At 48.4% G+C, this 25,826-nt stretch carries 22 protein-coding genes and 1 tRNA gene; 9 read left to right on the forward strand and 14 right to left on the reverse strand.

What is annotated here, in order from left to right; all coding sequences use genetic code 11:
- Positions 1-10: 10 nt before the first annotated feature.
- From IT233_00380 to IT233_00390, 3 genes are read left to right on the forward strand one after another with little or no spacing between them, the layout of a single operon-like run.
- A complete protein-coding gene (locus tag IT233_00380; protein ID MCC7301075.1) occupies positions 11-1,165 on the forward strand; it encodes an aminotransferase class I/II-fold pyridoxal phosphate-dependent enzyme in 1,155 nt (384 codons plus the stop codon).
- Between the two features lie 10 nt (positions 1,166-1,175).
- A complete protein-coding gene (locus IT233_00385; GenBank protein MCC7301076.1) occupies positions 1,176-1,952 on the forward strand; it encodes an amidohydrolase in 777 nt (258 codons plus the stop codon).
- Positions 1,953-1,954: 2 nt separating this feature from the next.
- Complete coding sequence (locus tag IT233_00390; GenBank protein ID MCC7301077.1) at positions 1,955-3,220, forward strand: metallophosphoesterase; 1,266 nt, start codon at positions 1,955-1,957, stop codon at positions 3,218-3,220.
- Positions 3,221-3,229: 9 nt separating this feature from the next.
- Here IT233_00390 and IT233_00395 read toward each other — a convergent pair whose 3' ends face one another.
- From IT233_00395 to IT233_00420, 6 genes are all read right to left on the reverse strand, one after another.
- Positions 3,230-3,613: a hypothetical protein gene (locus tag IT233_00395; GenBank protein MCC7301078.1), complete on the reverse strand. Its 384-nt coding sequence runs from the start codon at positions 3,611-3,613 to the stop codon at positions 3,230-3,232.
- A 41-nt stretch (positions 3,614-3,654) separates the two neighbouring features.
- On the reverse strand, positions 3,655-4,671 hold the full coding sequence (gene mtnA / locus IT233_00400) for an S-methyl-5-thioribose-1-phosphate isomerase (GenBank protein MCC7301079.1): 1,017 nt from the start codon (positions 4,669-4,671) through the stop codon (positions 3,655-3,657).
- A complete protein-coding gene (locus tag IT233_00405) occupies positions 4,671-6,635 on the reverse strand; it encodes a bifunctional aldolase/short-chain dehydrogenase (GenBank protein ID MCC7301080.1) in 1,965 nt (654 codons plus the stop codon). Before IT233_00405 ends, mtnA begins: the two co-directional genes overlap by 1 nt.
- A gap of 45 nt (positions 6,636-6,680) precedes the next feature.
- Positions 6,681-6,757 (reverse strand) — tRNA-Ile (locus tag IT233_00410).
- Between the two features lie 66 nt (positions 6,758-6,823).
- The gene (gene mce / locus IT233_00415) at positions 6,824-7,225 is read right to left on the reverse strand and encodes a methylmalonyl-CoA epimerase (GenBank protein MCC7301081.1); all 402 of its coding nucleotides are present in this window, start codon (positions 7,223-7,225) and stop codon (positions 6,824-6,826) included.
- 65 nt (positions 7,226-7,290) lie between these two features.
- Positions 7,291-8,091, reverse strand: coding sequence for a hypothetical protein (locus tag IT233_00420; GenBank protein ID MCC7301082.1), 801 nt, complete (start codon positions 8,089-8,091; stop codon positions 7,291-7,293).
- Positions 8,092-8,304: 213 nt separating this feature from the next.
- On the opposite strand from IT233_00420, the gene IT233_00425 reads away from it, so the two are divergent.
- The 3 genes from IT233_00425 (at position 8,305) to typA (ending at position 12,956) form a co-directional block, all read left to right on the forward strand.
- The gene (locus IT233_00425) at positions 8,305-10,080 is read left to right on the forward strand and encodes an ABC transporter substrate-binding protein (protein ID MCC7301083.1); all 1,776 of its coding nucleotides are present in this window, start codon (positions 8,305-8,307) and stop codon (positions 10,078-10,080) included.
- A gap of 49 nt (positions 10,081-10,129) precedes the next feature.
- Positions 10,130-11,086, forward strand: coding sequence for a J domain-containing protein (locus tag IT233_00430; GenBank protein ID MCC7301084.1), 957 nt, complete (start codon positions 10,130-10,132; stop codon positions 11,084-11,086).
- Positions 11,087-11,150: 64 nt separating this feature from the next.
- Positions 11,151-12,956: a translational GTPase TypA gene (typA, locus tag IT233_00435; protein MCC7301085.1), complete on the forward strand. Its 1,806-nt coding sequence runs from the start codon at positions 11,151-11,153 to the stop codon at positions 12,954-12,956.
- Between the two features lie 44 nt (positions 12,957-13,000).
- Here the strand turns inward: typA and IT233_00440 are convergent, their stop codons facing one another.
- Positions 13,001-13,528 carry a hypothetical protein gene (locus tag IT233_00440; GenBank protein MCC7301086.1) on the reverse strand — a complete coding sequence of 176 codons (528 nt, stop codon included), beginning with the start codon at positions 13,526-13,528 and terminating at the stop codon, positions 13,001-13,003.
- Positions 13,529-13,589: 61 nt separating this feature from the next.
- Between IT233_00440 and IT233_00445 the strand changes: the two genes are divergently transcribed.
- Positions 13,590-14,606, forward strand: a complete 1,017-nt coding sequence (locus IT233_00445) for a dipeptide epimerase (GenBank protein MCC7301087.1) — start codon at positions 13,590-13,592, stop codon at positions 14,604-14,606.
- A gap of 559 nt (positions 14,607-15,165) precedes the next feature.
- Positions 15,166-16,602, forward strand: a complete 1,437-nt coding sequence (locus IT233_00450) for a sodium:solute symporter family protein (protein ID MCC7301088.1) — start codon at positions 15,166-15,168, stop codon at positions 16,600-16,602.
- Here the strand turns inward: IT233_00450 and IT233_00455 are convergent.
- A complete protein-coding gene (locus tag IT233_00455; GenBank protein ID MCC7301089.1) occupies positions 16,532-16,936 on the reverse strand; it encodes a cupin domain-containing protein in 405 nt (134 codons plus the stop codon). The genes IT233_00450 and IT233_00455 overlap by 71 nt on opposite strands.
- A 286-nt stretch (positions 16,937-17,222) precedes the next feature.
- The gene (ispG, locus tag IT233_00460; protein ID MCC7301090.1) at positions 17,223-19,169 is read right to left on the reverse strand and encodes a (E)-4-hydroxy-3-methylbut-2-enyl-diphosphate synthase; all 1,947 of its coding nucleotides are present in this window, start codon (positions 19,167-19,169) and stop codon (positions 17,223-17,225) included.
- 314 nt (positions 19,170-19,483) lie between these two features.
- Between ispG and IT233_00465 the strand changes: the two genes are divergently transcribed.
- Positions 19,484-19,765, forward strand: coding sequence for a hypothetical protein (locus IT233_00465; GenBank protein MCC7301091.1), 282 nt, complete (start codon positions 19,484-19,486; stop codon positions 19,763-19,765).
- Between the two features lie 65 nt (positions 19,766-19,830).
- Here the strand turns inward: IT233_00465 and IT233_00470 are convergent, their stop codons facing one another.
- Genes IT233_00470 through IT233_00490 form a run of 5 tightly spaced genes read right to left on the reverse strand, consistent with a single transcriptional unit; the run spans position 19,831 to position 25,746 of the window.
- Entirely contained in the window at positions 19,831-21,585 is a 1,755-nt protein-coding gene (locus tag IT233_00470) for a toxin-antitoxin system YwqK family antitoxin (GenBank protein ID MCC7301092.1), read from the reverse strand.
- 16 nt (positions 21,586-21,601) lie between these two features.
- The gene (locus tag IT233_00475) at positions 21,602-22,156 is read right to left on the reverse strand and encodes a CAP domain-containing protein (GenBank protein MCC7301093.1); all 555 of its coding nucleotides are present in this window, start codon (positions 22,154-22,156) and stop codon (positions 21,602-21,604) included.
- A gap of 43 nt (positions 22,157-22,199) precedes the next feature.
- Positions 22,200-23,258 carry a 4-hydroxythreonine-4-phosphate dehydrogenase PdxA gene (gene pdxA, locus IT233_00480; GenBank protein ID MCC7301094.1) on the reverse strand — a complete coding sequence of 353 codons (1,059 nt, stop codon included), beginning with the start codon at positions 23,256-23,258 and terminating at the stop codon, positions 22,200-22,202.
- Between the two features lie 30 nt (positions 23,259-23,288).
- Entirely contained in the window at positions 23,289-24,419 is a 1,131-nt protein-coding gene (locus tag IT233_00485; GenBank protein MCC7301095.1) for a hypothetical protein, read from the reverse strand.
- A gap of 13 nt (positions 24,420-24,432) precedes the next feature.
- Positions 24,433-25,746, reverse strand: a complete 1,314-nt coding sequence (locus tag IT233_00490; protein ID MCC7301096.1) for a leucyl aminopeptidase — start codon at positions 25,744-25,746, stop codon at positions 24,433-24,435.
- Positions 25,747-25,826: the final 80 nt, after the last annotated feature.

The following is a 25,826-nucleotide window of genomic DNA, read 5'->3' on the forward strand; positions in this document are numbered from 1 at the left end:
CGGTTCGCACTTGCATTTCCCAGGCTCCATACACTCCAAACTCCCCAACGTCGGCACAACGATATTCACGGTGATGTCGCGGCTGGCTGCCGAGCACAATGCGATCAATTTATCGCAGGGTTTTCCTGATTTTGAAGGGCACCCTGAACTGATGAAGCTGGTATACGGATACATGAAGAAGGGATTTAACCAGTATTCTCCTATGGCGGGAGCCATTCCGCTCCGCGAAGCCATCGCCGCGAAAACGGAGGAGGAATACGGCGGGATCTATCACCCGGATACTGAGATCACCGTAACAGCCGGTGCCACACAGGCCATTTTCACCGCGCTGGCTGCCTTCGTTCAGGAGGATGATGAAGTGATTGTTTTTGAACCTGCGTACGACTGTTATGCCCCCGCCATCGAACTGTGCGGCGGTAAAACGCTGTTCGTACCGTTGACCTTCCCCGGATACCGGATAGACTGGGATCAGGTAAAAAAACTTGTCAATCACCGCACCAGAATGATCATCATTAATACTCCACATAATCCTTCGGGGTCGGTGATGGACGCTCAGGATATGAGCATGCTTCAGAAGATCACTTCCGGCACAGATATTCTTATTCTTTCAGACGAGGTATACGAACATATCATCTTTGACGGTATTCGTCACGAAAGCGTGATCCGGTATCCCGCACTGGCTGAACGCAGTTTTGTTGTATCCTCTTTCGGAAAAACCTATCATGCCACCGGGTGGAAAACCGGATATGTGGTGGCACCCGCCAATCTCATGGCTGAGTTCAGGAAGGTACATCAGTTCAACGTATTTGCTGTGAATACACCCGTTCAGCTTGGCATTGCTGAATTCATGAAAAGGAAAGAGCATTACAGGGAACTCGGAACATTTTATCAGGAAAAACGCGATAAGTTCATTTCACTGATCCGCCGCTCCCGGTTTAATTTTGAACCTGCTTTAGGCACTTATTTTCAGCTGCTGGGATACGAAAACATGACATCTGAGAAAGATGCGGACTTCGCAATCCGGCTAACCAGGGAATTCAGGATCGCCTCCATCCCCGTATCTGTCTTTTATCATACGCCACAGGATAACCACATGCTGCGCTTCTGCTTTGCAAAAAAAGATGAGACCCTGGAAGCGGCTGCCCGAATCCTCAACACGGTTTGAGTAAATCCTGATGCTGAAACTGGGAATCATACAATCGGAACTGCACTGGGAACAAAAGACCCGTAACCTGGAAATGTTCACAGATAAAATCCGTGAGATGCATGCGGCCGATGTGTATGTATTGCCGGAAATGTTCAGTACGGGATTCTCCATGAACTCCTCAGCACTGGCAGAGGGAATGAACGGCCCAACCGTTCAATGGATGCGCACTATGTCTGCAGAAAAGAATGCAGTGATCACAGGCAGTACAATCATTTGTGAAGAGGACACTTTTTACAACCGGTTGATATGGATGCAGCCTGACGGCACTTGTACCACCTACGACAAACGTCACCTGTTCCGAATGGGTAACGAACAAAATCACTATTCACCCGGCGCCAGTAAAGTCATATTAGAATACAAAGGCTGGAGAATTATGCCGCTGGTGTGCTATGATCTTCGCTTCCCTGTATGGTGCCGGCAGCCCTCTGGAGAAAAACCCTGCGACCTTCAGCTTTTTGTGGCAAACTGGCCCGAACGTCGTTCCTTTCCGTGGCAGGCTTTGCTAACAGCCAGAGCCATCGAAAATCAGTGCTTTGTAGCGGGGGTGAATCGAGTGGGAGCTGATGGCAACGGAATTGAACATTCCGGCAACAGCGCAGTACTGGACTTCAAAGGACAAAAACTCAGTTCACTTATGCCGGGAAAAGAAGGGTCAGAAATTATTACCCTCTCATTGGAAACCCTGAATGAATTCCGTGCCGGATTTCCTGCCGGAATGGATGCAGACCGGTATACACTGGATTAAAAATGGTTTCAACCACCACTTTTCTTTTTCGCTTCTTTCTGATCACACTTTTGCTGTTATTGATTGATTACTACGCTTTTCAGGGCATTCTCAGCGCTTCGGCTTCGCTGCCGGAATTATGGAAACACGGAACCGGGTACACCTACTGGATCGCCGGCGTTACTTTACTGCTTGCTGTGATCTTTGGATTCTGGGCTGCGCGGTCCGGTTATATCGGTTTTTCCTCGGCAATGAAAATTGCGGGACTGCTGTTCACTTTACTTGTTGCCAAACTTGTTCTTATCCTTTTCCTGCTTTCGGAAGATATATGGAGGATTACCCTGTGGATCTGGCAGTGGATTCATGCCTCTTTGACGGACAGTGTTGAAGCCGTATTTTTTGCCCCGCGCAAAGCGCTCATTTCCAGAATCGGACTGGTGGTTGCGGCTGTACCGCTGGCAGGAATGGTTTACGGAATGATCCGGGGAAAATATGATTTTCAGGTTCGCCGGGAAGAAATTCACTACCCCGACCTTCCGGATGCCTTTGATGGCTTTACTATCACACAGATATCGGATCTGCACTCCGGAAGTTTTGATGACAGAGAGGCGGTACTGAAAGGACTCCGCATGGTTGAACATCTTCAGTCTGATCTGCTGGTTTTTACCGGAGACCTTGTAAACAATACGGCCGATGAGATTGAACCCTGGATCACAGATCTGGCCCGGCTTACCGCTCCCTTCGGGAAATTTTCAATTCTGGGGAATCACGATTATGGTGATTACGTACCCTGGGAAAGCCCGGAAGCCAAAGCGAAGAATTTTCTTACCCTTCATGAACACCACCGTTCCATGGGCTTCCGGCTACTGATGAACGAACACATTCCCATCCGGAAGGACGGGCATGAACTATCGCTGATTGGCGTAGAGAACTGGGGGGTAGGTTTTCATCAGAAGGGAGACCTGAAAACCGCATTATCCGATGTGGATCCTGGCGCATTCAAGCTCCTTCTATCCCATGACCCTTCACACTGGGAAGCAGAAGTGATGGGTCATGATCATCACATCCATCTTACACTTTCCGGTCATACACACGGTATGCAATTCGGAGTAGAGATAGGCAAGTTCAAATGGAGTCCGGTGAAATACCGTTACGGCCGATGGGCAGGATTATACAGCGAATCAGGCCGCTACCTGTACATCAACCGCGGATTCGGTTTCATTGGATTTCCGGGCCGGGTAGGTATATGGCCGGAGATCACACAGATCGTACTGCGAAAGAAAAAATAAAGCCGGAATCTACTCTGTTACCGGAACATCCTGCTCCACCGTCTTCTTCCGGTCGCCAAATTTAATTTTCACATGCACGCCACCAACCACAGGGGCAGAAATGGAACTGTCGTAGCCAACACCATAGAGGAAATAATCACCCCGTTTCAGTCCTTCAAAATGGTAATGCGCGTCCGTAAGGTCGGCAGTTGTTGACGCATCATACTTCGACACATCGCTGCCGGGAAAATCCTTCGCTCCGTATTTAATATATACAGTGGCTCCCGGTATGAGAAGATCGTGGTGCTTTACACTACCCATGATCTGAGCATTTCCGCCCGTTCCTTCCTTAGAACATGCCGTTAGAAGGAGTGCTATGGCAGCCATCGCCGCTATGATAATATTCTTTGCCATCATTTCTATTTTGGTTAAAGTTAAGCTTCTTTTAAAAGAAATCAAAACCAACCAGGATCAATGGTTTCTGTGATGCCCTTTTCCGTAATATAAGCAGTGATCAGACGGGCCGGAGTAATGTCGAATGCCGGGTTGAATACGGGAGAATCCGGCGAAGCCACGCGGATACGTCTGATGGTTCCGGTTTCATCCGGACCAGACTGCATGGTTACTTCCTCCTCTCCCCTCTCTTCAATCACGATCCCCTCGCCTGTTGCTGTTTGCTTATCGAACGTGGAAACAGGGGCGGCAACATAAAAAGGGATACCATATTCCCGCGCGATGATTGCTTTTTCCAGTGTGCCGATTTTGTTCGCGGTATCGCCGTTTGCCGCCACACGGTCGGCACCTACGATAACGAGATCAATTTTACCGGCAGCCGCATAAAATGCAAAAGCGTTGTCAGGAATAATAGCATGTGGGATCCCTTCGTTCTTCAACTCCCAGGCAGTGAGTCGTGCACCCTGTCCACGCGGTCTTGTTTCATCCACAAATACAAACACCTTCTTCCCTGAGGCGTGCGCAGCATATACCGGAGAAAGCGCAGACCCGTGATCCACAAAAGCCAGCCATCCGGCATTGCAGTGTGTGGCTAACCTGCAACCATCCCGTATGAGTTCTGATCCGATCTTACCGATCTCACGGCAGGCGTCGGCATCCTCCTTGGCAATCGCGTTGGCTGCTGCAAGTGCGCCAACGGTGCCCGCATCGAAGACACGCTGAACCGCGTAAAAAAGATTTTGCGCCGTAGGCCGGGCCGATTCAATAAGGGATTTTGCCGCTTGAATATACCCGCTGTTTCCTCCCTGTTCGTGAAAAGCCTGAGCCATTGCATACCCGGCAGCAGCACCAATCGCTCCGGCCCCCCGGACATTCATGTTCCGGATAGCCCCTACTGTTTCACGATGATTCCTGCATTCCAGGATCCGGAATTGAAAAGGGAGCAACTCCTGGTCGATAAGGAAAACCGAATTTCCCTCCATCCATACCGTACGGTAAGAGTGCCCGTTTACCTTCATCAGATCACCCGTTCATTACCTCCGTCTACCGGTATTTGCGCGCCGGTAGTTTTGGAAAACAGGGTACCGGCCATGGCCACAACCATTGAAGCCACATCAGAAGCCGTGATCACCGTTTTCAGAATATTATTCTTTCTGTATTCCTCTGCCGTCATTCCGTATTTTTCCGCTCGTTCCTTCAGCACCTGTTCATTCCAAACGCCGGTATCGAAAACCGCATTAGGATGAACCATATTCACCCGAATACCCGAGGAACCGAGTTCGAGAGCCGCCACCCGTCCGAGCTGAGTGAGAGCCGCCTTTGCAACAGAATAGGCACCGGCACCGGGACCCGGTGCGGGTACATTTTTTGATCCGGTAAGGATTACCGCCGGGTCTATGCCTTTTCGCAGATACGGAATACATATCCTTAGCAACCGCATCTGTGCATTCAGATTAACCTCCATGCTCTGTTGCCACAGGTTCTCCTGCATTGCATCCAGTTCCATGCCGGAAGTAAAGATGCCTGCATTGCTCACCAGTACATCCAGACCTCCGAAGGCACTCACTGCCGCTTCAACAGCCTGCTGCAACTGATCGGCTTTTGTTACATCGCAGCAGATTTCCTTTACATCCGGCCGGTTGAATTTTCCGTTCACAGCCGGATTGATATCCAGTGCCGCTATCGCGGCGCCCTGCCGGAGACATTGTTCCACCACAGCCGCACCGATTCCCGAAGCGGCTCCTGTAACCAGGATGATCTTTCCTGAAAGAGGCGGCAGCGCCGCTCTCTTCTTCAGTTTAGCCTGCTCCAGCTCCCAGTATTCTATTTCAAACAGCTCCCTTTCAGGAAGAGCCTTGTAACCTCCAAGTATTTCCGCCTTCAGAATAGCAGGAACAGTCTGCTTTACAATGTCCGCCACCACGGCAGCGTCGTGGTAGCGACGCCCGAATGCCAGTGTTCCGCGATGTTTCCATATAGCCCAGCGGGGTGCCGGATCCAGGCATTGGAGTCCCTCCGACTTATTGCGGTTGAAATACTCCCGGTAGTCTGCAACATACTTCTCCAGATCGCTGATGCTATCTTCCCCCAGTATCGCTGGAATTTTCTTGGTTCGTATGATATGATCAGGAGTAAGAGGACCTTTTGCAGCGATTTCCTGGAGGTTCTTTACAGAACTCAGCACCAGCGATTCCATTTCTTTTCCTGCGAGGGCGAAAACCGGCCCGCCAGAAAGCTCTGATACCTTCTTGCGTACGGATGCCAGTTGCAGGAGATCTGTTCCGGGCAGAGGCACGGAGGCCGTAAGAGGTGCATGCTTCAGCAGGTACTCCTCTGCCGTGTTCACCATACTGATCATTCTGGAATACGCACTTTTGGCGGAGTCATCAAAGGTAAATACACCGTGCTGCAGCAGGATCAGACCATGATAATCCGACAGGTTCTTTCCCCGGATTACTTCCCGGATTTTCTGCGAGAGGATAAAACCAGGTTTCACATACGGAACAAACAGAAATTCTTTTCCGAACAATTCCCGCAGAATACTTTCTCCATTAACAGAATTGGAAATTGTCACCACCGCATCAGCATGCGTATGATCTACATAGCGAAACGGGAGAATAGCATGAACCACAGCTTCGATAGAAGGATCCGGTGCGGAAGGATTGGTCATGGCCGTGCGTTGCACCCTAACCATATCCGTATCGGAGACCGAGGGAAGTTCTGCCAGTTTCAGCAACACCTCCATTCGGACAGGAGCGAAGCCCGTTTCAGAAATACCGGCCAGATCATGTCCTGATCCTTTTACATAGAGAATGTCTTCCTCCCTGCCGAAAAAATCCGTTTCGCGGATTTTAACGGAAGTATTTCCTCCGCCGTGAAGCACCAAAGAAGATTCACTGCCCAACAGGCGGGAAGTATACACCCGCTGTGCCAGCGCTCCCTTGAAAAGGGAAGCCTCCTGCTCAGACCATCTGTTCTTCATGTGCGCTGTGTGAACAACGGTATTTCGTGTGTAATTCTCAAAAGCTGGTGGGCCCAGCAGGACTTGAACCTGCGACCAACGGATTATGAGTCCGCTGCTCTAACCAACTGAGCTATGGGCCCTTTATTAAAAGAGGAGCGAAATTATATATTTGCCGTCATCCGTACAATGAAACAGAGCTGATCCGTTTAGCGTATTTCCTGGCAAAGTTCGATCAGCACACCTCCCGTTTCTTTCGGATGGAGAAAGCAGATCAGCTTATTATCAGCCCCTTTCTTCGGCTCTTCACTCAAGAGGGTAAAGCCTTCACGGCTCAGGCGCTTCATTTCCTCACGTATATCTTCCACCTCAAAGGCGATATGGTGTATTCCTTCTCCCCGCTTCTGAACAAACTTTGCGATTGGACTTCCAGGGCCGGTAGCTTCCAGCAGCTCTACTTTACTGTCTCCGGTCTGATAAAAGGAAGTGCGGACCTGCTCTGATTCCACCTGCTCTGTTTTATAGGGGGCTCTTCCCAGCAGTTTCGTGAACAGCATGTTCGCATTTTCCAGACTGGCCACTGCAATCCCTATGTGTTCTATTTTTTTCATCCGAAAGTGTTTAAAAAAAATCCCCTTCGCGGATAACGAAGGGGATGGCTGACGATGCGCGTCGTTTATTTCTTCTTAATGAACTCGGTGGTTGTATTATCATAATTCAGATAATACACATCCGCTTTCAGGTTGGAAACATCCACCTTCGCTCCGTATCCCTTCTTAACCATGTTTCCGAATTTGTCAAATATTTCATACATGGTTTCCCCGCCTTCAAAAATCAGGAAGTCTTTTGTCTTGAGTGTATTGCACTTTATCTGCGCAATGTTGGAAGTGAAGGTCACAGGGCGTGAGTAGCGCGGAGTGGAAGTATAATCAACCTGCTTGATGCGTACTTTATTTTCACCGTAGTGGGGAGATACTTTAAAAGAATAGGAATTTTCACCGGGTGTACCGATGCCATCCACTTCACCTACTTTAACCCATTTGTTCCAGCGATACTGCTCAACAATAAAAGGAAGTTTCCCTTGTTCTCCCTTTGTCTTCCACTTGATGGTTCCGTCCGGGTCGGAGGTCATGGTAGTTACCTCATACGTGCTCTTGGGCTTCAGCACTTCCGGATTAAGCACTTTGGGCTTGCAGTCATCCTTGTGTTCAATCTTCACCTCTACCTTATCCCCGATTTTGAGCTGATGATTTGTGAAATCAATCTCGAAGGCGCTGGAGTTATATTCATCCGTAGTAACTGAACCATTCACCAACACTTTGGTTACGCAGAAACCCACACCGGAACCGGCGAAGGGATTCTGAACATATAGGTTCTTCCCCTGATAATTTCCTTCTATGATGATCACCCCTGCAAATGCACTGAAGCCGAAGCCTGTAAGAGCAATAAGAAGGGTAAGTCGAATAATCTTTCTCATAAATAAACGGGACCCCTTCCGGAATCCACTAAATTTTAAAGGTGCAATATTAATGACCTTCCACCAGTAAACAAACAAAAAAAGGCCTTTTTTTTAGCCCGCGTCAAAGATAAGTAATTTTATTAAATATCAGTCGATTAGGGGTAAAAAACGGGTGTTACTTTACAAGATTTCTTTGTACATTCGCAGGCTAAACCGAATTCTTCCAGACATATGTTCAGACCATTTTTCATTCTGATTTCGATCTCCGGTCTACTGGCACTTACGGCTTGTGGCCCGTCTTCCGGCAGCGGAAGAGAAGCCAAGGGAGGCAGAGTATACGGAGGAACCCTCAAACTATCTGAAACTGAGAAGTTTCAGACTTTGAACCCATTGGCTATCACGGATGTAAACTCCTCAAATATTGCCTATCAGATTTATGAAGGCTTGCTGAAATTCAATCCCAAGAATCCCTCCGAGGTTCTGCCATCACTGGCCGAGTCCTATACTATCAGCGAGGATGGGAAGGTGTACACCTTTAAGTTAAAGAAGGGCATTCATTTTCACGATGATCCCTGTTTTTCCAACGGAAAAGGCAGGGAAATCAATGCCGGAGATGTGGTTTGGTCTCTGACTCAGTTATGCACTCAAACAAGTGTAAATCAACAATTTAAGGCAACTTTTAAAGGAAAAGTAAAAGGTGCGGACGAATATTACGCATCCTCGGCAAACGGAAACATTCCCGCCGGTGGAGTATCCGGAATCAGTGCCCCCGATGCCGGCACGGTTCAGATCACCCTGAATGAGCCGCTCAGTTCCTTTAAGTACATAATGGCTTTACCCGGAACTTTTGTATTACCTAAGGAAGCCTATGAAAGGTACGGAGACAATTCCTATATAGGATCAGGGCCTTTTCTGCCTGTGAACCCTGACGCAGGCAAGGATGAGCTCATTCTTGTACGCAATGAAAATTACCACGGAACAGATTCTCTTGGAAATCAACTGCCATTTCTTGACTCTGTGGAAATCCGTTTCTATCCCACCAAAGCAAAAGAACTCGATGCCTTCATGCAGGGCAATCTGGACGTGGTATTCGGATTACCTCCTGAGCAAGTAAGTCAGATTGTTCAGAATTCCCTGGCTGCTTTCGAGAACAATCCACCGAAATACGAGCTGGTTCGCACTCCTGAACTGGAAACACAATATTATGAGATCAACACATCCCGGAAACCATTTGATGATGTGCGTGTGCGGCAGGCCTTCTGTTATGCCATTAACCGGATGAAAATATTCGAAGATATCCTCAAGGGCGAGGGGTATGGTCCCGGTCATTACGGCCTGGTGCCTCCGGCGTTCCGCAACTACGACACATCGGCAGTGAGGGGATATTCCTATAATCCGGAAAAAGCCAAGAAACTGATGGCAGACGCGGGTTTCCCCGGCGGAAAAGGATTCCCCATTGTCAAAATCGAATTAAACTCCGGTGGTGCGAAACATTCCCGAGTGGTGGAAGAGATCAAGAACCAGCTTATGGATGTTCTCAATGTGAACGTGGAATATGAAATCGTTCCCATGAAGCAAAAACTGGAAGACGCGCAATACGGGCGCGCAGATCTTTTCAGAACTGCCTGGGTGGCAGACTTCCCAAGTCCGGAAAATTTCCTTTGGACACTCTACGGCGGATCTGTTCCCGAAAAAACAGAAGATCCTTCTTATCCCAACGTTCCCAGATACAAAAGTGCTTACTACGATAGTCTTTACCTTGCCGGAGCCCATAGCGGAGATCTGAAAGAAAGTTACTCCCTTTTCGCGAAAGCCGAACGCCAAATGCTGGATGACGCACCGGTGATCATTCTCTGGTATGCGGAGAACTTCAAGTTAACGTATACTTATGTTAAAGGTTTTCATTTTAATCCCATCCGCCAGTGGAGTCTGGGTGAAGTATATTTGAAGAAGCCGTCGCCGGAGGAGGAAAAAGGCGTAAACGAACAAAAGGAGGAGAAGAATTAACCTTCCGGATGCCTGTTAAACAAAGCCCGCCGTTCATACGACGGGTTTTATTTTTACCGCCTCTTGCGTGAAAGATTATTATCAGATACTGGGAGTTCCAGATACCGCCGGACCGGAGGAGATCAAACAGGCCTACCGGAACCTGGCCAAGCGATATCACCCGGACAGGAATCAGGGTAATACGCATTCGGAAGAAACATTTAAGGAGATCACGCAGGCGTACCAGGTTCTCTCCGACCCTGAATTGCGAAGAAAGTTCGATCTCAAACGCGCGTATCATTCTCACCGTTACGAAAACGTGAGGAAAGGGAAAAGCGAAAACGCAACCACAGAGGAAAAAAAGAGAACATCGCATGCCGCTTATGGAAAAAAACAGGCAAAGAGCAGGGAGGAAACCAGAAGTGAACGACTCACCAGTTATCTTTTTGGAGGTGCGCTGGTATTCTTTGCCGCGCTGATGATTACGATGCTGATTGTGGGTCCATGGAATCAGGAAGAAGATCCGCATTCGAATCTAGACAGGATCAAACCACCGGATTTCAGTAATCGTCCGGCGATCTACAGCGCAGATTCCCCATACGACTCCATTTTCGGGGGCAGCTGGATACTGGAAGGAAATCATAACAGTGTAATTGTGGTGAACACCAATCAGGCAGAAGCGGTCGTATGCTTACAGGAAACCAACCCACCTTACCGCACAATCCGGAACGAATACCTGGAACCGGGTGATTCCTACCGGCTGAATGCCATCCCGCAGGGAACCTATTATCTGAAAGCTTATTTCGGACGGGATTGGGATCCCGAACTTCTTCTTTTTAATGGCAAGGTGAAGGGGGGATTCAGGAGATCGTATGGGTATTACAAGTCAGACAAAAAGGAAAACCTCTTCACGATTACTCATGAAAATGCCGGAGAACATCTTCGCTTTACCACGTACCAGGCCTACCTGGCTACTCTTTTCAAACAACCGGGCAAAGAAATAAGTGAAGAAGAGTTCTTCCGCTGACTGCCCGACCGTATTACTCCCGGCTTAAAATCGTACCTTTGCGCCCGTTTAGCAGCATACCCTTATGAGCACCATCCGGAACATCGCCATCATCGCCCACGTTGACCACGGGAAAACCACCCTCGTTGATAAAATCCTCCATCAGTGTAAACTGTTTCGGGAGAATGAAGAAACCGGTGATTTGATTCTCGACAACAACGATCTGGAAAGAGAACGCGGAATAACGATTCTTGCCAAAAACGTTTCCGTTACCTACAAAAACGTAAAGATCAATATCATTGACACTCCCGGTCACGCCGACTTCGGCGGTGAGGTAGAACGGGTGCTGAATATGGCCGACGGCGTGTTGCTCCTGGTAGACGCCTTTGAAGGCCCCATGCCTCAAACCCGCTTTGTTCTTCAGAAAGCCTTGCAGCAGGGACTGAAAGCCATTGTGGTGATCAACAAAGTAGATAAGCCCAATTGCCGGCCCGACGAGGTGCTGGAGCAGGTATTCGAACTCTTCTTTAATTTGGGTGCAACGGAAGAACAGCTCAATTTCCCCGCCGTGTACGGTTCTTCCAAGCATGGGTGGATGAGCGATGACCACTCTAAACCTACTCAGGATATTACGACCCTGCTCGACCGGATTATTGAACATATTCCCTCCGCTCCCATGCGTGAAGGCAGTCCCCAAATGCAGATTACCTCGCTCGACTATTCCAACTATATTGGCCGAATCGCTGTGGGCAGGGTCTTTCGAGGAACACTGCGGGAGAATATGCCGGTATCACTTGTGAAAAGAGACGGCACTGTGCTTAAATCAAGGATCAAGGATTTGTTTGTTTTTGAAGGATTAGAAAAACGCAAGGCCGCGGAAGTCAATTCCGGAGATATCTGCGCTGTAACCGGCATTGAAGGTTTCGAAATTGGCGACACGATTGCCGATTTTGAGTCTCCGGAAGGATTAACACCCATTGCCATTGATGAGCCGACGATGAGCATGCTTTTTACGATCAACAACTCTCCGTTTTTCGGGAAGGACGGAAAGTTCGTAACATCCCGCCACCTTCAGGAACGGCTGCAGAAGGAGCTGGAAAAAAACCTCGCCCTGCGTGTGGAAAACACCTCATCTCCGGATGCATATATGGTATTCGGACGCGGCATCCTGCATTTGTCCATTCTGATCGAAACGATGAGGAGAGAAGGATATGAACTGCAGGTGGGACAACCCCGCGTGATCATTAAGGAGATTAACGGGGTGAAACATGAACCGGTGGAATCCCTGACAGTGGATACACCGCAGGAAAGCTCAGGAAAAGTGATTGAGGCTGTTAGCCAGCGCAAGGGAGAAATGAAGATCATGGAACCCAAAGGCGACCTAATTCACCTTGAATTTGAAATTCCTTCCCGTGGTTTGATCGGTTTGCGGACACAAATCCTCAACCTCACAGCAGGAGAGGCCATCATGGCTCATCGCTTCAGGAGTTTTGAACCATGGAAGGGAACCATCCAGGGAAGAATAGCCGGAGTACTCATTTCAAAGGAAACCGGGAAGGCCGTTGCCTATTCTCTTGACAAACTCCAGGACAGAGGAAAGTTTTTTGTTGATCCGGGGGAAGAGATCTACACCGGGCAGGTGGTAGGTGAACACATTCGTCCGGATGACCTGGTCATGAACCTTTGCACAGAAAAGAAGCTCTCCAACGTACGCGCCTCCGGCTCTGATGAAAAGATGCGAATTGCACCCAAAGTGAATTTTTCTCTTGAAGAGTCAATGGAATACATTCAGGAGGATGAATATGTTGAGATTACCCCCAAAGCCATCCGGATGCGGAAAATCCTGCTCAACGAGCACGACCGTAAGAAAGAGAGCAAAAAAGACAATTAAAAAACCCCGGAAGAAATCCGGGGTTAGCATTTCAAATTCTGAGGTTATTCTTTAGGCTTTACTGCCGGTTTGGCACGTAGACTTTTTGCCGATTCAACCATGGCCTTGCATGCATCGTCGCTGAACTTGTTATCCGGATCGCTTTCCATTTCATAGGTAACGTCTCCCACCTTAACAAATGCAAACATACGGGCCGAGGTATCCTGACCTTCTATATACTGCCGCCAGATAATCGCAGCAGGTTCCTCCAGAACGTATTTCTCCAGTTTATACACCTCCGACTTGGCAATCAGTTCCGTTTTTACATACTCCATTTCCCCGGCTCCCACCTTCACCTTCATACCGTATCCGTTTCCTACACGGAGCATAACACCGTCTCCCACATTTTCATGGTTCGATATTCCGTTGGTAGAATCCGGAATATTCAGGATCACATCCATACCATACTCAGACAAGTCAAAGGCAACCATGCCATCGGGTACCGGAATCTCGGGTGTGTCAGACTCACCCGGTCCGCATCCCATGAAAAGAAAAGCAGCGGAAAACGCTGTGGCTAAAAAAAGGTTTTTCATTAGTAACGGGTTTAGTGTGTAACAAATATATAAAATATCGGTAAAGGTTTAATTTTACTGCGTGGAACTGGCCCTTGAACCATTCGAGCTGAAGTTTAAGCGGCCTTTCGTAATCAGTCACGGTACCCGCTCCTCTACCCCTGCCGTACTGATCCGACTGGAAAAAGACGGAATAACCGGTTATGGAGAGGCGGCTTTGCCTCCCTACTATTCAGAAACAACAGAATCCGTGTGTACATACATCAGAAGACATGAGCACCTTCTGACAGAATGGTGGGAAAACACTGCCCTTCTCCGGCTGTGGATGAAGAATGGTGATCCGCATCCGGCAGCAAAGGCCGGACTCGAGATGGCATTCCTCGATATAATGTCTCGTCAGCAGGGTCGCTCGCTTTCAGCGATTCTTAGTATCCCCGGCGCACCGACACCCCCTTGTTCAGTAACCATTTCTGCCGGAGACGATTCAGAAATAGAAGAAATTATCCGGCAGCACCCCGGCTTCACCTTATTTAAAATGAAACTAAACGGCAGCCGAGATCTTGAACGTGTAACGCTGGCCCGCCAGTTCACCGGTGCCGACCTTGCCGTGGATGTGAATGGTGGATGGAAGTCCGTTGAACAGGCGCTGGAACTTTTACCAGCTTTGAGGAATCTGGGGGTTATTTTCGCAGAACAACCTTTCGCCCGGGGCAGAGAAGCTGAATCGGCCGCTCTGCGTTCCGCTGGTATTATGCCCATCATCGCTGATGAATCTGTACGCACACCCGATGAATGGTTGTTTTATGCAGATTGCTTTGATGGAGTGAATGTAAAACTGATGAAAAGTCCCGGACTGATGCAATCCATAGACCTCATTCGCACAGCGCACCAAATGAACAAAAAGGTTCTGATCGGCTGTATGTCTGAATCGGGATGCGGAGTTGGTGCGGCTGCCTCGTTGCAATCAATGGCCAACTGGGTTGACCTGGACGGACCGCTCCTGATAAAAAATGATCCCTTTGAAGGGATCACATACCAAAACGGTAAACTGAAAGTAATCGGGAAAACCGGAACAGGCGTAGAAAGAAAAAAAGTATAGAAAAAAGAAGGGCGCCCTTGGGGCGCCCGTTCTTTACTTTCTCCTAGACTTCTTCTTAGCTGCTTTTTTCTTGGTAGCCTTCTTCTTGCCACCTTTCTTAGCTGCTTTCTTTGCTTTCTTAGCCATGGTTTTTGGTTTTTGTTTATTAATATGACACGAAGTAAACATATTTTTAATTAATAACATCATTTTTCGGCAATTATTTTTTTAACAGAAAATTGTTGATAACGGAAAGTGCGCTCTTTTTGCATCCCTCCGGCACGTTGATGATGTTTTTTTTCTTCTGCGCGTTCTACTGCATCACACCGCAGAAAAAATCTAATTTACCAATGAGAAATCATGTCATCACTGCACATCGCCCTAACACAAAAAAGAATCTGTTGACGTTGCGAGGAGCCGGATTATGTAATTTTTTGTCACATTCATCCCGCCGGGTCTCGAAAGAAGAAATTTAGCCATCCGGGTCGCTGTTTACTCCAAAAGCTGGCTTTCGGCGTGCTCAACCTGCTTTCCGGTATGATTCTTTTCATCCGCACAAAAATATTATCTTCAATGCAAGATGCTTGTATTCTTCATCCTGCTTTACCTTTTGGTTACGTTGTTACTCGGACTTCTGGCAGGAAGGCTGGTGAAGAACTCCACCGATTTCATTCTGGCCGGAAGGAGGCTCCCGTTCATGCTGGCGACCACCACTGTTTTTGCTACCTGGTTCGGCTCCGAGACCGTGATGGGCGCATCCGGCGAATTTGCTCAGGGAGGACTGCAGTCAGTGATGGAAGATCCGTTCGGCGCTTCACTCTGTCTACTGCTGGTTGGTTTTTTCTTTGCCCGGCCATTGTACCGCATGAATCTGACCACATTCGGAGATTTTTACCGGGTGTGTTTCGGAAAGAAGGCAGAATTCATCGCTGCCATCTTCCTGATCTGGTCGTACCTGGGTTGGGTTGCCGCACAAATGGTAGCGATGGGAGTGGTTCTTACCACTATTCTTCCGGAACTGAACATGACCCTGGCGATTACAATCTCCTCACTCATCGTGATCACGTACACCGTTTTCGGCGGAATGTGGGCCGTGTCTATCACAGATTTTTTTCAGATGATCCTTATAATCACCGGGCTGATTGTGGTAACCGTGATGGTTACAGATCAGGCCGGGGGATTCAGTAAAATCATCGGAGCCGCGCCGGAAGGTTTCTTCCGTTTGATCCCTTCTTCCGGTCATGGAGACTGGGTAACGTGGCTTGCTGCCCTGCTTACCCTGGGACTGGGTTCTGTTCCGCAGCAGGACGTATATCAGCGGGTGATGGCCAGCAGAACGGAAAATATAGCCGCATGGTCTTCTATTTTTGCCGGACTCATGTACCTCAGTATCGCCTTGCTGCCACTTTACCTTGGCCTTGCCGCTAAACTGCTTATTCCCATGCCCGACGACCCACAGATCTGGCTGACTACCCTCATTAATGAAAGAACCGGTTTGGTGGTTCGAATATTTTTCTTCGGTGCCCTGCTATCCGCCATTATGAGTACCGCCAGCGGTGCATTACTTGCACCCTCGGTGATTCTCAGCGAGAACCTGGTGAAACCGTTCATGAAACATCCGTCCGATAGAAAATTCCTATGGGTTACGCGCATCAGTGTGGTGGTAGTAGCCATGATCGCGCTGATTCTCGCGTATGGAGAGAAAGGCATCTATGAATTAGTTGGCATCGCCTCTGAAATCAGTCTTGTATCCCTGTTCATTCCTCTTTGCGCCGGGTTATTCTTCAAAAGCCGGAACGAAGTAGCGGCCGTGGCCTCCATGGTGGGAGGAATTACCGCCTGGGGGATGGCAACTATTCTGAATGCCGCTTTTCCTCCCATTTTTACCGGAACGCTCACCAGTCTGGCTCTGTTTCTTGTCTTCCTGCTGATGAAGGGAAAAGGATCTATTTCGGTGAAGAAAGGAGAATCCGGTCCTTCCCGTCGAAATACGGTGCCTGAACTGAAAGTACCTTAACCGGCTTCCCGGAGGTCACACGCAGGGAGTGCGGCACACCTGAAGGAATGAAAACCAGGCTTCCTTTCTTTACTTTAATGATTTTCTCCCCCAGCACCATCTCCCCTTCTCCTTCAAGCACCAGAACGTGCTCCGCATGGGTAGCATGGGCGTGAAGTTTCACTTCTTTCCGAATGAAGATCACAAAGCTGCTAACCAAAGAATCGTGATACAAGGGGATGGAATATATATTGTCGTATACTTTCGGGGCACAAACGGTATCAAGCCTGGTATCCTGAGCAGAAATGATCAAAGGCAGGCAAAAAATCCAGAAAAAGAGTAATATCCTATTCATAAACGACTGTTTTTGGTGAATAACGATGTTGAAAAGTACAAGTCAAGGTCCTTCAGACCGGAAAATTATTGAAATACTTTAACGTTCAGAAAAAGGTATCCTTTGTCTGTCATGAAAAAACTATCAGGAATTTTTATCCGGTTCGAGCAGTGGTTTAACAGCAAGCTCGGCTGGTTCTTCACCAACGGATATAAATCCGCCATGGGGAAGGACTCCGCTGCTGTCTGAAACGATGCTCTCCAGGCTTTTCGCCGAAGCATCAGCCGGTGGTTTTTCCAGCCTGATCTCATCTCTCCTCCCTTTCCTTCCAGTCTCCGTTTTCTTTGATCAACGCGATCAGTTCATCCACCGCATTGCCGGCATCAATATTTCGGCGAACAACCGTCTTTCCTTTGTAGAGAGTAATCCGGCCCGGTCCGGTACCCACATAACCATAGTCAGCGTCGGCCATTTCTCCTGGTCCGTTCACAATACAACCCATGATGCCGATTTTAATTCCTTTCAGGTGATCCGTTCGGCTTCGGATCATGGCTGTAGTTTCCTGGAGATCGAAGAGGGTTCGTCCGCAGGAAGGACAGGAAATATATTCCGTTTTTGATATCCGCAAACGGGTAGCCTGCAGAATTCCGAAGGCACACCGGTGCATTGCTTCGGTAGCAGTGCCGGAAAGAAGGCTTCCGGAATGCCAGATTCCGTCTCCCCAGCCATCGAGCAATAAGGCACCGCATTCCACTGAAAAATGAAGTAATGAATGTGCCTCATCCGGATAAGGGGAGTGGCTATGAAAAATCACCGGAACCCTGATCGCTTTTTCCTCCAGGTCGAACATCAGGCGCCGGATGGCGGGCATTGCATGAGGATTCGAAGAACGTAGAACGAAAACAACCCTGGGAACCGCCGCCAGTTTATTGAATATATCCGCCGGAAGGGCTGCGAATTCATGATCATAACAAGGCAGGACTACCGGGTTCATTATAGGCGAGATCTGCTCTGCCGACAGGAGTTCCACTGCCGTAAAAAGGGGGATGTACTTTGCTGGGCGATTTGCTTTTTTCCACTCCGCAAACGGAAGAATGACCCGGAGAGATCCGGGCAGTTCAAATTCAATCTGCTTTTTACAAAAAATAAAATCTGCCGCCTGTTCAGCACTATGCCATTTGTCTAAAACCGGATCATAGCCGTATCCGGCCATCGTAAGATCATCTGCATGAACCTCCGTAAAAGAACCAAAGTCGGTAACTACCACAGGTACATGCCTTCCTCCCACGTTCATTACCGGAACAGAAGTACGTCTCTCGTAGTTCAGCGGATCGTACCCTGCTGCAGAACAAGGAGGGATTGCTGGATCAGCTTTCCGCCGGTAATAGCGCTCAATAAGTGCTTTTGCCACCGGCATTTCCGCCTCCGGTTCTTCCGTTAGTGAAACACGGATAGTGTCGCCCAGACCATCCTCCAGCAGTGTACCTATCCCCACTGCCGATTTAATGCGTCCATCCTCGCCGTCGCCGGCTTCTGTAACGCCCAGGTGAAGGGGATAAATTCTGTTTTCCGCCTTCATTTTCTCCGCAAGTAAACGATAGGCCTGCACCATTACCTGCGGATTGCTTGCTTTCATGGAAAGAACGATGTTAAAATATTTCTCGTCCTCACAAATGCGAAGAAATTCCAGGGCCGATTCCACCATTCCCAGCGGAGTATCTCCGTACCGGCTGAGAATACGGTCTGACAATGATCCGTGATTGGTTCCGATGCGCATAGCGGTACCATATTGCCTGCAAATTTTCACCAGTGGCAGAAAGCGTTCCCGTATTCTATCGAGTTCATCCTGGTAAGCCTGATCCGTATATTCAATATTTTCAAATTTCTTTTTATCTGCATAATTCCCCGGGTTCACCCGTACCTTTTCCACTATCCGGGCGGCATGCTCAGCAGCGTTAGGTGTAAAATGTATGTCGGCCACCAGTGGTGTACGGTATCCTGACGCCCTTAATTCTCTTTTAATATTCTCCAGGTTTTTAGCATCATTCAGGGTGGGAGTTGTAATCCGGACCAATTCGCAACCGGCTTCAATCATCCGAATGCTTTGAGCCACAGTAGCACGGGTATCAAGAGTAGTGGTGGTGGTCATGGATTGGATGCGGATGGGATGAACTGCGCCCAGCCCTAGTTCGCCCACCATTACTTCTCTGGTAAGGAGCCTAGAATATTCAAACAAGGAATTGGAATGAGGCATACAACACTGCTCTTCACAAAGTTATGTTATTTGACGGTTTCAATAAAAGTGAACAAACCTGTTGAAAAAGAGGCGCAGGCGGGCATAACCCAATAATATCAACCGATTTAGCGTTAAGACAGGATGCAATGCATTGATTCATAGTGTGAAGAAAAGGAGAAGCTGGCGCAACTTTTGCATTTGAGATGCGTCTAACATATATAAGAGTAAGTTGTTGAGACCGGGTATCGGGTCTTCCAGGCTCGGAAAGATCCACCCATTGAGAACGAGAGAGGTAAAACTCTCCTTCTATATAGGACCAAAAATTCAACAACATGAAAACCAACCGAAAGGGAATCACTCCCCTGGTACTCGTACCGATGCTGTTGCTCTCTATGGGAGCCAATGCGCAGAGTGACAAAGAAGAAAGTTTTCTGGGATTTTCTATGGCCGATCTGGAAATGATGGGCATGATTGCTTTAAGTGTAGCCGCGATCGTGTTCCTTGCCTGGATCACCACACGTGAAAAAAAGAAAGAACCCGGAATGTCTCAACCGGTGAAGCGTCACGGACATCACCATCATCACCATCACCGCGTGCACAAGTTACGCAGGTAAAAAGTGATTGCCGGAAAGTCTGCCCTCTTTTCGGCTTTGTCTGCTTAATCGGTTTAACCGGAAGGTTACTTCACCTTCGTACCTTTCTTATACTTTTCTCTTCTGAGCAGATTCCCTTTCTCATCATAAAATTCCCAGGTGCCGTCCTTTACACTTACCCAGGCTCCATCTTTCATCTGCTGCACTTTAATGTAAGCGCCTTTCATCCGAACCTGTCCCTGTTCGCGGTATTCGGTAATACTTCCATGAAGCTCGCCTTCGTTGTAATGCTCCTCTCGGAATTTGGCACCGAAAGGATAATAATATGTCCATAACCCGTGTTTGGCGCCACTCTTGTATACCCCTTCATTTTCCTTGTTGCCTGATTTGAGATAAGAGATCCAGTTCCCGTCCATCTCTCCGGCAACATAACTGCCGTCTTTCCACGGTTTGCCATTATCAAACCAGAAACCCCATTTAGCGGTCTTCGTGCCGTCCTTATATTCTCCCTCATAACTCTTTCCTCCGTTCGGATGAAATCCCCGCCACTTTCCGTCCATCTGCCCTTTCTTAAAATAGCCTTCGTCTTTGAGCTGGCCGTTTTCGTACCATGCTGCCCACAGGCCGTTCTCCTGATTCATATCGTACGATCCCTTCTGTGCCATCTGGCCGGAGGGATAAAAAAACTCCCATTCGCCGTGACGGCGGTTGTTAAAATGCATGCCCTTCTTCCACAGATCTCCGGTATCATACCAGAACGTCCATAGCGAATCCTGCTGGTCGTTTTTATAATATCCTTCCGATTCTTTTTTTCCGTTGGCATACCAGTAGATCCATTTTCCCTGCCTTACCTCTCCTTCCAGCGTTCCTTCCATCTCCATACCCCCGCCTTCGAAATACCACTTCCAGTAACCGCTCTTCAGTTCATTGGTAAAATTACCTTCACTCTTTACTTTTCCGTCTGTAAAGTAGTTTATACATTTTCCATTCTTCAGCCCTCCTTTATAGGTAATCAGGTGCTCCTTCCTCCCTTCCTGATCAAACACCAGCCATTCTCCGTTTTGTTTTCCGCCGGAAACAGGGCCCTCTGATTTCAGCTTACCATTCTTATGAAATGTCTGATAGGCTCCATCCCCCTTTTTGAGCAGCTGTTTTCCGTCCGGGGTCCAATAATTAAGTATAAAATATTCTTTCCCGCGAAACTCGGTTTCTTCCTTTTGTTTTCCATCGCTGTACCAGAAACTCCATTTCCCGCTTTCCTTATCATCTGTGTAAAAACCAATGAGCTGTTTCTTCCCGTTTTCATACCAGGCCTCGTACTTCCCCTCCTTCCGGTCATTAGAAAAAGTGCCTTCATTCTCCTTCTGACCATTCTCATACCAATAGATCCATGCTCCTTCCTTGACCGATTTCCACTGATAAGCAAATTGTTTGGCTTTGAAGCTCTCTACGCTTCGCTTATTCCCGTTCTCCCAATAACCTGTCCATATACTGTCTTCCGCTCCGTATTTATAGAAAGATTCCTGTGCCACCTGCCCGCTCTGGTACCAGAACATAAACCGTCCGTTCTTTTTCCCGTTCACATAATATTCCTCCGTACGTTGCTTGCCATTCTCATGAAAGCTTTTCCAGAGACTGTCTTCGCTCCCGTCGTTATACCATCCTGTACGCGCCACCTGACCATTCTTATGCCAGAGTGTATACTGTCCGTGAGGAATTCCCTTCCGGTAATTGGTTTCAGACTTTTTCTTTGTTTCTTCTTTATCCCAGAAATCCACCACAGTCTGAGACCGGGTAAGGGTTGTGAGTAAGATACAGAGCGTAAGAAGAGTGTAGCGCATGGACAAATCTAATCCTTTATTGAATATCAAGGACTGTATTGGTGCCGTACGATTTATGCTCCCGCGTAGCCACCCCCATTTTTGAATAATAGGGATCGAGCAGGATTTTACGATGTCCGAGGGAAGGTATTTTATCATCCACCAGCAACTGCATCACTACCGCCAGGGGGGAATCAGCTCCATAGGAGCAACATTCTGCAAATCCTCCGTTTGCGCATTTCTTCCGCTGGTGACCCACATAGCCCTTTTTTCCGGCTTCCTTTGCAAAGCAATCGGCAAAATTAAATAAGGTCTGATCCGGTGCTAACGCGGTCCTTGGTTTCAGTTTAACCATGGTATCGTACAGAGAACGATGATATCCGGAATTCTTGATGTGAGGCTTTACATATTTTTCCGCAAATTCCTTCGGGAACATCCTGGCAAGGTTAACATAAAAGAAAATCTGCTTTTCATCCGGGGTCTGCCATGCCGCTGATGCGGCTGTGTTGGCAGCTTTGTACTTAGGATCCGCCCATTCCGCGTCCTGAAAGGAACAAAAAAGAAGCAACAGAAGAAGTTTCGGCCATTTCATAGAGAACAGGTATACGGATGCTGTAAAAAAAGTTAGCGGCCGGTCATCTTTCTTTTCTCTGCTGCTGAACCTGCAGGGGGTTAGCATTGATCTCGGAGTATTCCTTTCGCTTGCGGAACACATCCATGGCAAAATAGACCGCTTGCCGGAAAGAATTTTCATTCGCTTTGTTCTGACCTGCAATATCAAATCCCGTTCCGTGATCGGGGGAAGTTCGTACCACGGGCAGGCCCGCCGTAAAATTCACCCCTTCTGAAAAGGACAATGCTTTGAAGGGGGCCAGTCCCTGATCATGATACATAGCCAGAATACCATCGAAGCGGTTATAGGAGCCGTTACCAAAAAAACCGTCGGCCGCATAGGGTCCGAAAACGGTGATATTCATATCCTTCGCTTTAGTTACCGCAGGAAGTATGATCGTTGCTTCTTCCGTACCCAATGTTCCCATATCTCCGGCATGCGGGTTAAGTCCCAGGACTGCGATACGGGGTTTTCGTATACCAAAATCGCGGACAAGGGAACGGTTCATGCTCACAATGCATTGAAGAATGCGGTCGGCCGTGAGTAAAGCAGCGATATCCGAAACGGGTATATGATCGGTAACAAGTCCTACACGGAGTTCCCGGCTACAGAGGAGCATGAGAACATCCGGGGTATTAAATTTTTTTTGAAGGAACGCCGTATGTCCGGCAAACGGAAACTGCTCTGACTGTATAGTATGTTTATTAATGGGAGCAGTAACAAGAACATCTGCCTTCCCTGTCAGTACAGCCTCACTGGCGGCTTCCAGCGAGCGAAGGGCATATTTTCCCCCATTCACTGTAGCTTTACCAAACTCTACCGGCACATCTTCTTCATACACATTGATCACATTGAGCCGTTTGGAGTGTAAGGTCTCCCCTTCCCTTACCTGCTGATACTGGTATTCCTCGTTGCCAAGGGTTTTACGGTGAACAGCAGCCGTTTTAGTGTTTCCATATACTACCGGGGTACACCATTCGAAGATAGCAGGATCGGAAAATGTCTTGAGGATTACTTCCCATCCCACCCCGTTAATATCGCCCTGTGAAATGGCGACCCTGATCTTTGATTCAGCACTCATTGGAAATAAAAGTACGGATAAAAGCGTTAGTCATTCCACAAATCCCACCACTGCTGCCACATCGAACACATCAATCTCCTTCCACGTGCGGGTATCAGCATCCCAGACCGTTACCCCCTGGGGATAGCGCTCCCCGTTAACAATCAGTTCGTAGGGAACCGCGAGCAGTTTCGGACAGGTGCGGGCACGGCGGTGATCACAGAACTGTTTACCAATAACAGCGCCCTGATACTGAAAAGCTCTTCCGCTCACCGGAACCTCTGTAAGATCTGCTGTGAATCCGTTGCCCAGATCCTCACTGAATATCTGACTCAGCTTTTTCTTCTTCACCTCCACTGTAAAGTTTCCTTTGCCGCACACATACACCCAATTTCCGGATGCATCTTTATAAAAATATGAATTGAACGGAGTGGACGGCACCTGTTCAATAATTCCGATTACTTCCTGCTTCCGGGTGGGGATATCTACTTTGTAAATGGTGCAGATATTTCGGGTTTGATTATAATGCGGATAGAGGAACTGCTGATCATTCAGCCACACAAAGGGCACCCGCACCGACTTCTCCTTTCGGGCAGAGGCATCTTCACCGTACCCGGCATCATTCACCAGCAACTGCTTATCCTTCCCCACCGGGTACAACCATATCTTGAATTGTCTGCTGGACTGATCTACTTCAATATCCTGTCCTTCGAGGGCTTTAAATAACAAGTCATGGATCTCATAATATTGTCCTGTTTTCAGATCCAGGTAGCTGTAGTACCGGCCTTTAAAAATATCGTTTGTGTAAAAAATAAGGCTGTCGCCCCTGCCGAATAAAAACTGGTCTTTCCGGTCGAGCAGTACTTTTTTATCCCGTATATCTATCACATTCCCGATCCCGGTGATCACATAGCGGTTGCGGTAGATTTTATTCTGACCGAGATCGAAACGAATATAATTTCCTGTCACGCCCTCCTTCTTGCCCGGCACACTGATTATTTTCTCTTTCGACTGATATTTCCCGTCCACAAAATGATAGGCCACGAGATGCTGTAAAAAGTTCTGGCCCGCTTTGAGATCATTTTCCGCCACAAGTAAACTCACCTTTTTCCCAGCCCCCCGGAATCCGGCGAAGCAGAGAATAAAGCCGAGAGCTGCGGTAAAGAAGACCGTTGCACGCATTCAGAGGAAGGGGTTAGCGGCGTTTGAGGTACTCGAACAATAAGCGTACTCCAACTCCCGTGCCACCTTTACCCCTCCAGGTATCAGGGGAAGTGAGGAATGCGGGTCCGGCGATATCGAAATGCATGTAAGGATAATCCGTAAAGCGGGTCAGAAATTTACCTGCCGTGATAGCCCCTCCTTCAGGGCCTCCGATATTTTTCATGGCCGCAATATCTGACTTCAGCATATCGTCGTACTCATCCCAGAAAGGCATTTCCGCCAGTCGTTCATACACCTGGTCGCCGCAGGCTTTGAGTTTGTTTTTCACTGCTTCCGAAGCGGTGCCCATACACACCACACCCATGGAACCGATAGCGGCTTTGGCGGCTCCGGTAAGAGTAGAGAATTCGAGGAGGAGCTCGGGAGAGAATCGTTTAGCGTAATGAAGTGCGTCGGCAAGGATCATTCTGCCCTCCGCATCTGCATTGAGCATTTCAACTGTAAGTCCGCTCATCATAGTAATCACATCCCCCGGTACATAGGCATTCATGCCCGGCCGGTTGTCGGTTGCAGGTACCAGGGCGATCACATGAACAGGAAGTTTTGCTTTTGCAATGGCGTACATCGCGCATCCTACCGTTGCAGCGCCAGCCATATCGCATTTCATCATGTCCATGCTGTTGGGAGTCGGTTTCAGCGAAACACCCCCGGTGTCAAACACCACTCCCTTTCCCACGAGCACCACCGGTTTTTTATTACGGGCTCGCCGCGGCTTGTATTCCATAACAGTGAAGGTGGGAGGATCTATACTTCCGCGGTTCACCGCGAGTAAACCACCCATCTTCAGGGATTCGATTCTGGCTTTACTGAATACCTCCACCCGGAATCCGGCTTCTTTTCCCATGCTTTTGAACTCTGCCGCAAGCTGGGAAGCATTCAGAAAATTCACAGGTTCGTTTACGAGCGTACGGGCCTTCATGGTGGCGGAAGTAACCGCCTTCAGGTTCAACAGGTCGCCGGGGCGCAGACGGGGGCAAACGATCAAGATCTGCGTAAGACTATTGCGGTCTTTTTCAGGATTTTCCCTGTACTTCAGAAACTGGTAATTTCCCAGGATCATTCCCTCGGCGAAGGCAAGTGCAAGATCACGGTTACCGGTGGTATCCACTACCGTTAGCGTTTTAAGTTTAATCGCATTTACCAATGCCGTAAGCGTGCTCCCGGATTTACGTGCAGCTTCAAGAGTAAGGGAGGCGGTGTGTTTATTCACAGAAGCCCAGAAAAACAACTGGCGGTTGTAGCGGTTGATACGGATACATGTTCCCGGAGGCGAAACCGCGAGCATTTCGTTGATATAGGCTGCTTCTCCGGGTGTGAATCCTGCTTTTAAGAGGTCTGTTTTGGAAGTTCCGATCACCAGCAGGT

It is taken from the genome of Bacteroidia bacterium (assembly GCA_020852255.1).
Lineage (GTDB): Bacteria > Bacteroidota > Bacteroidia > JADZBD01 > JADZBD01 > JADZBD01.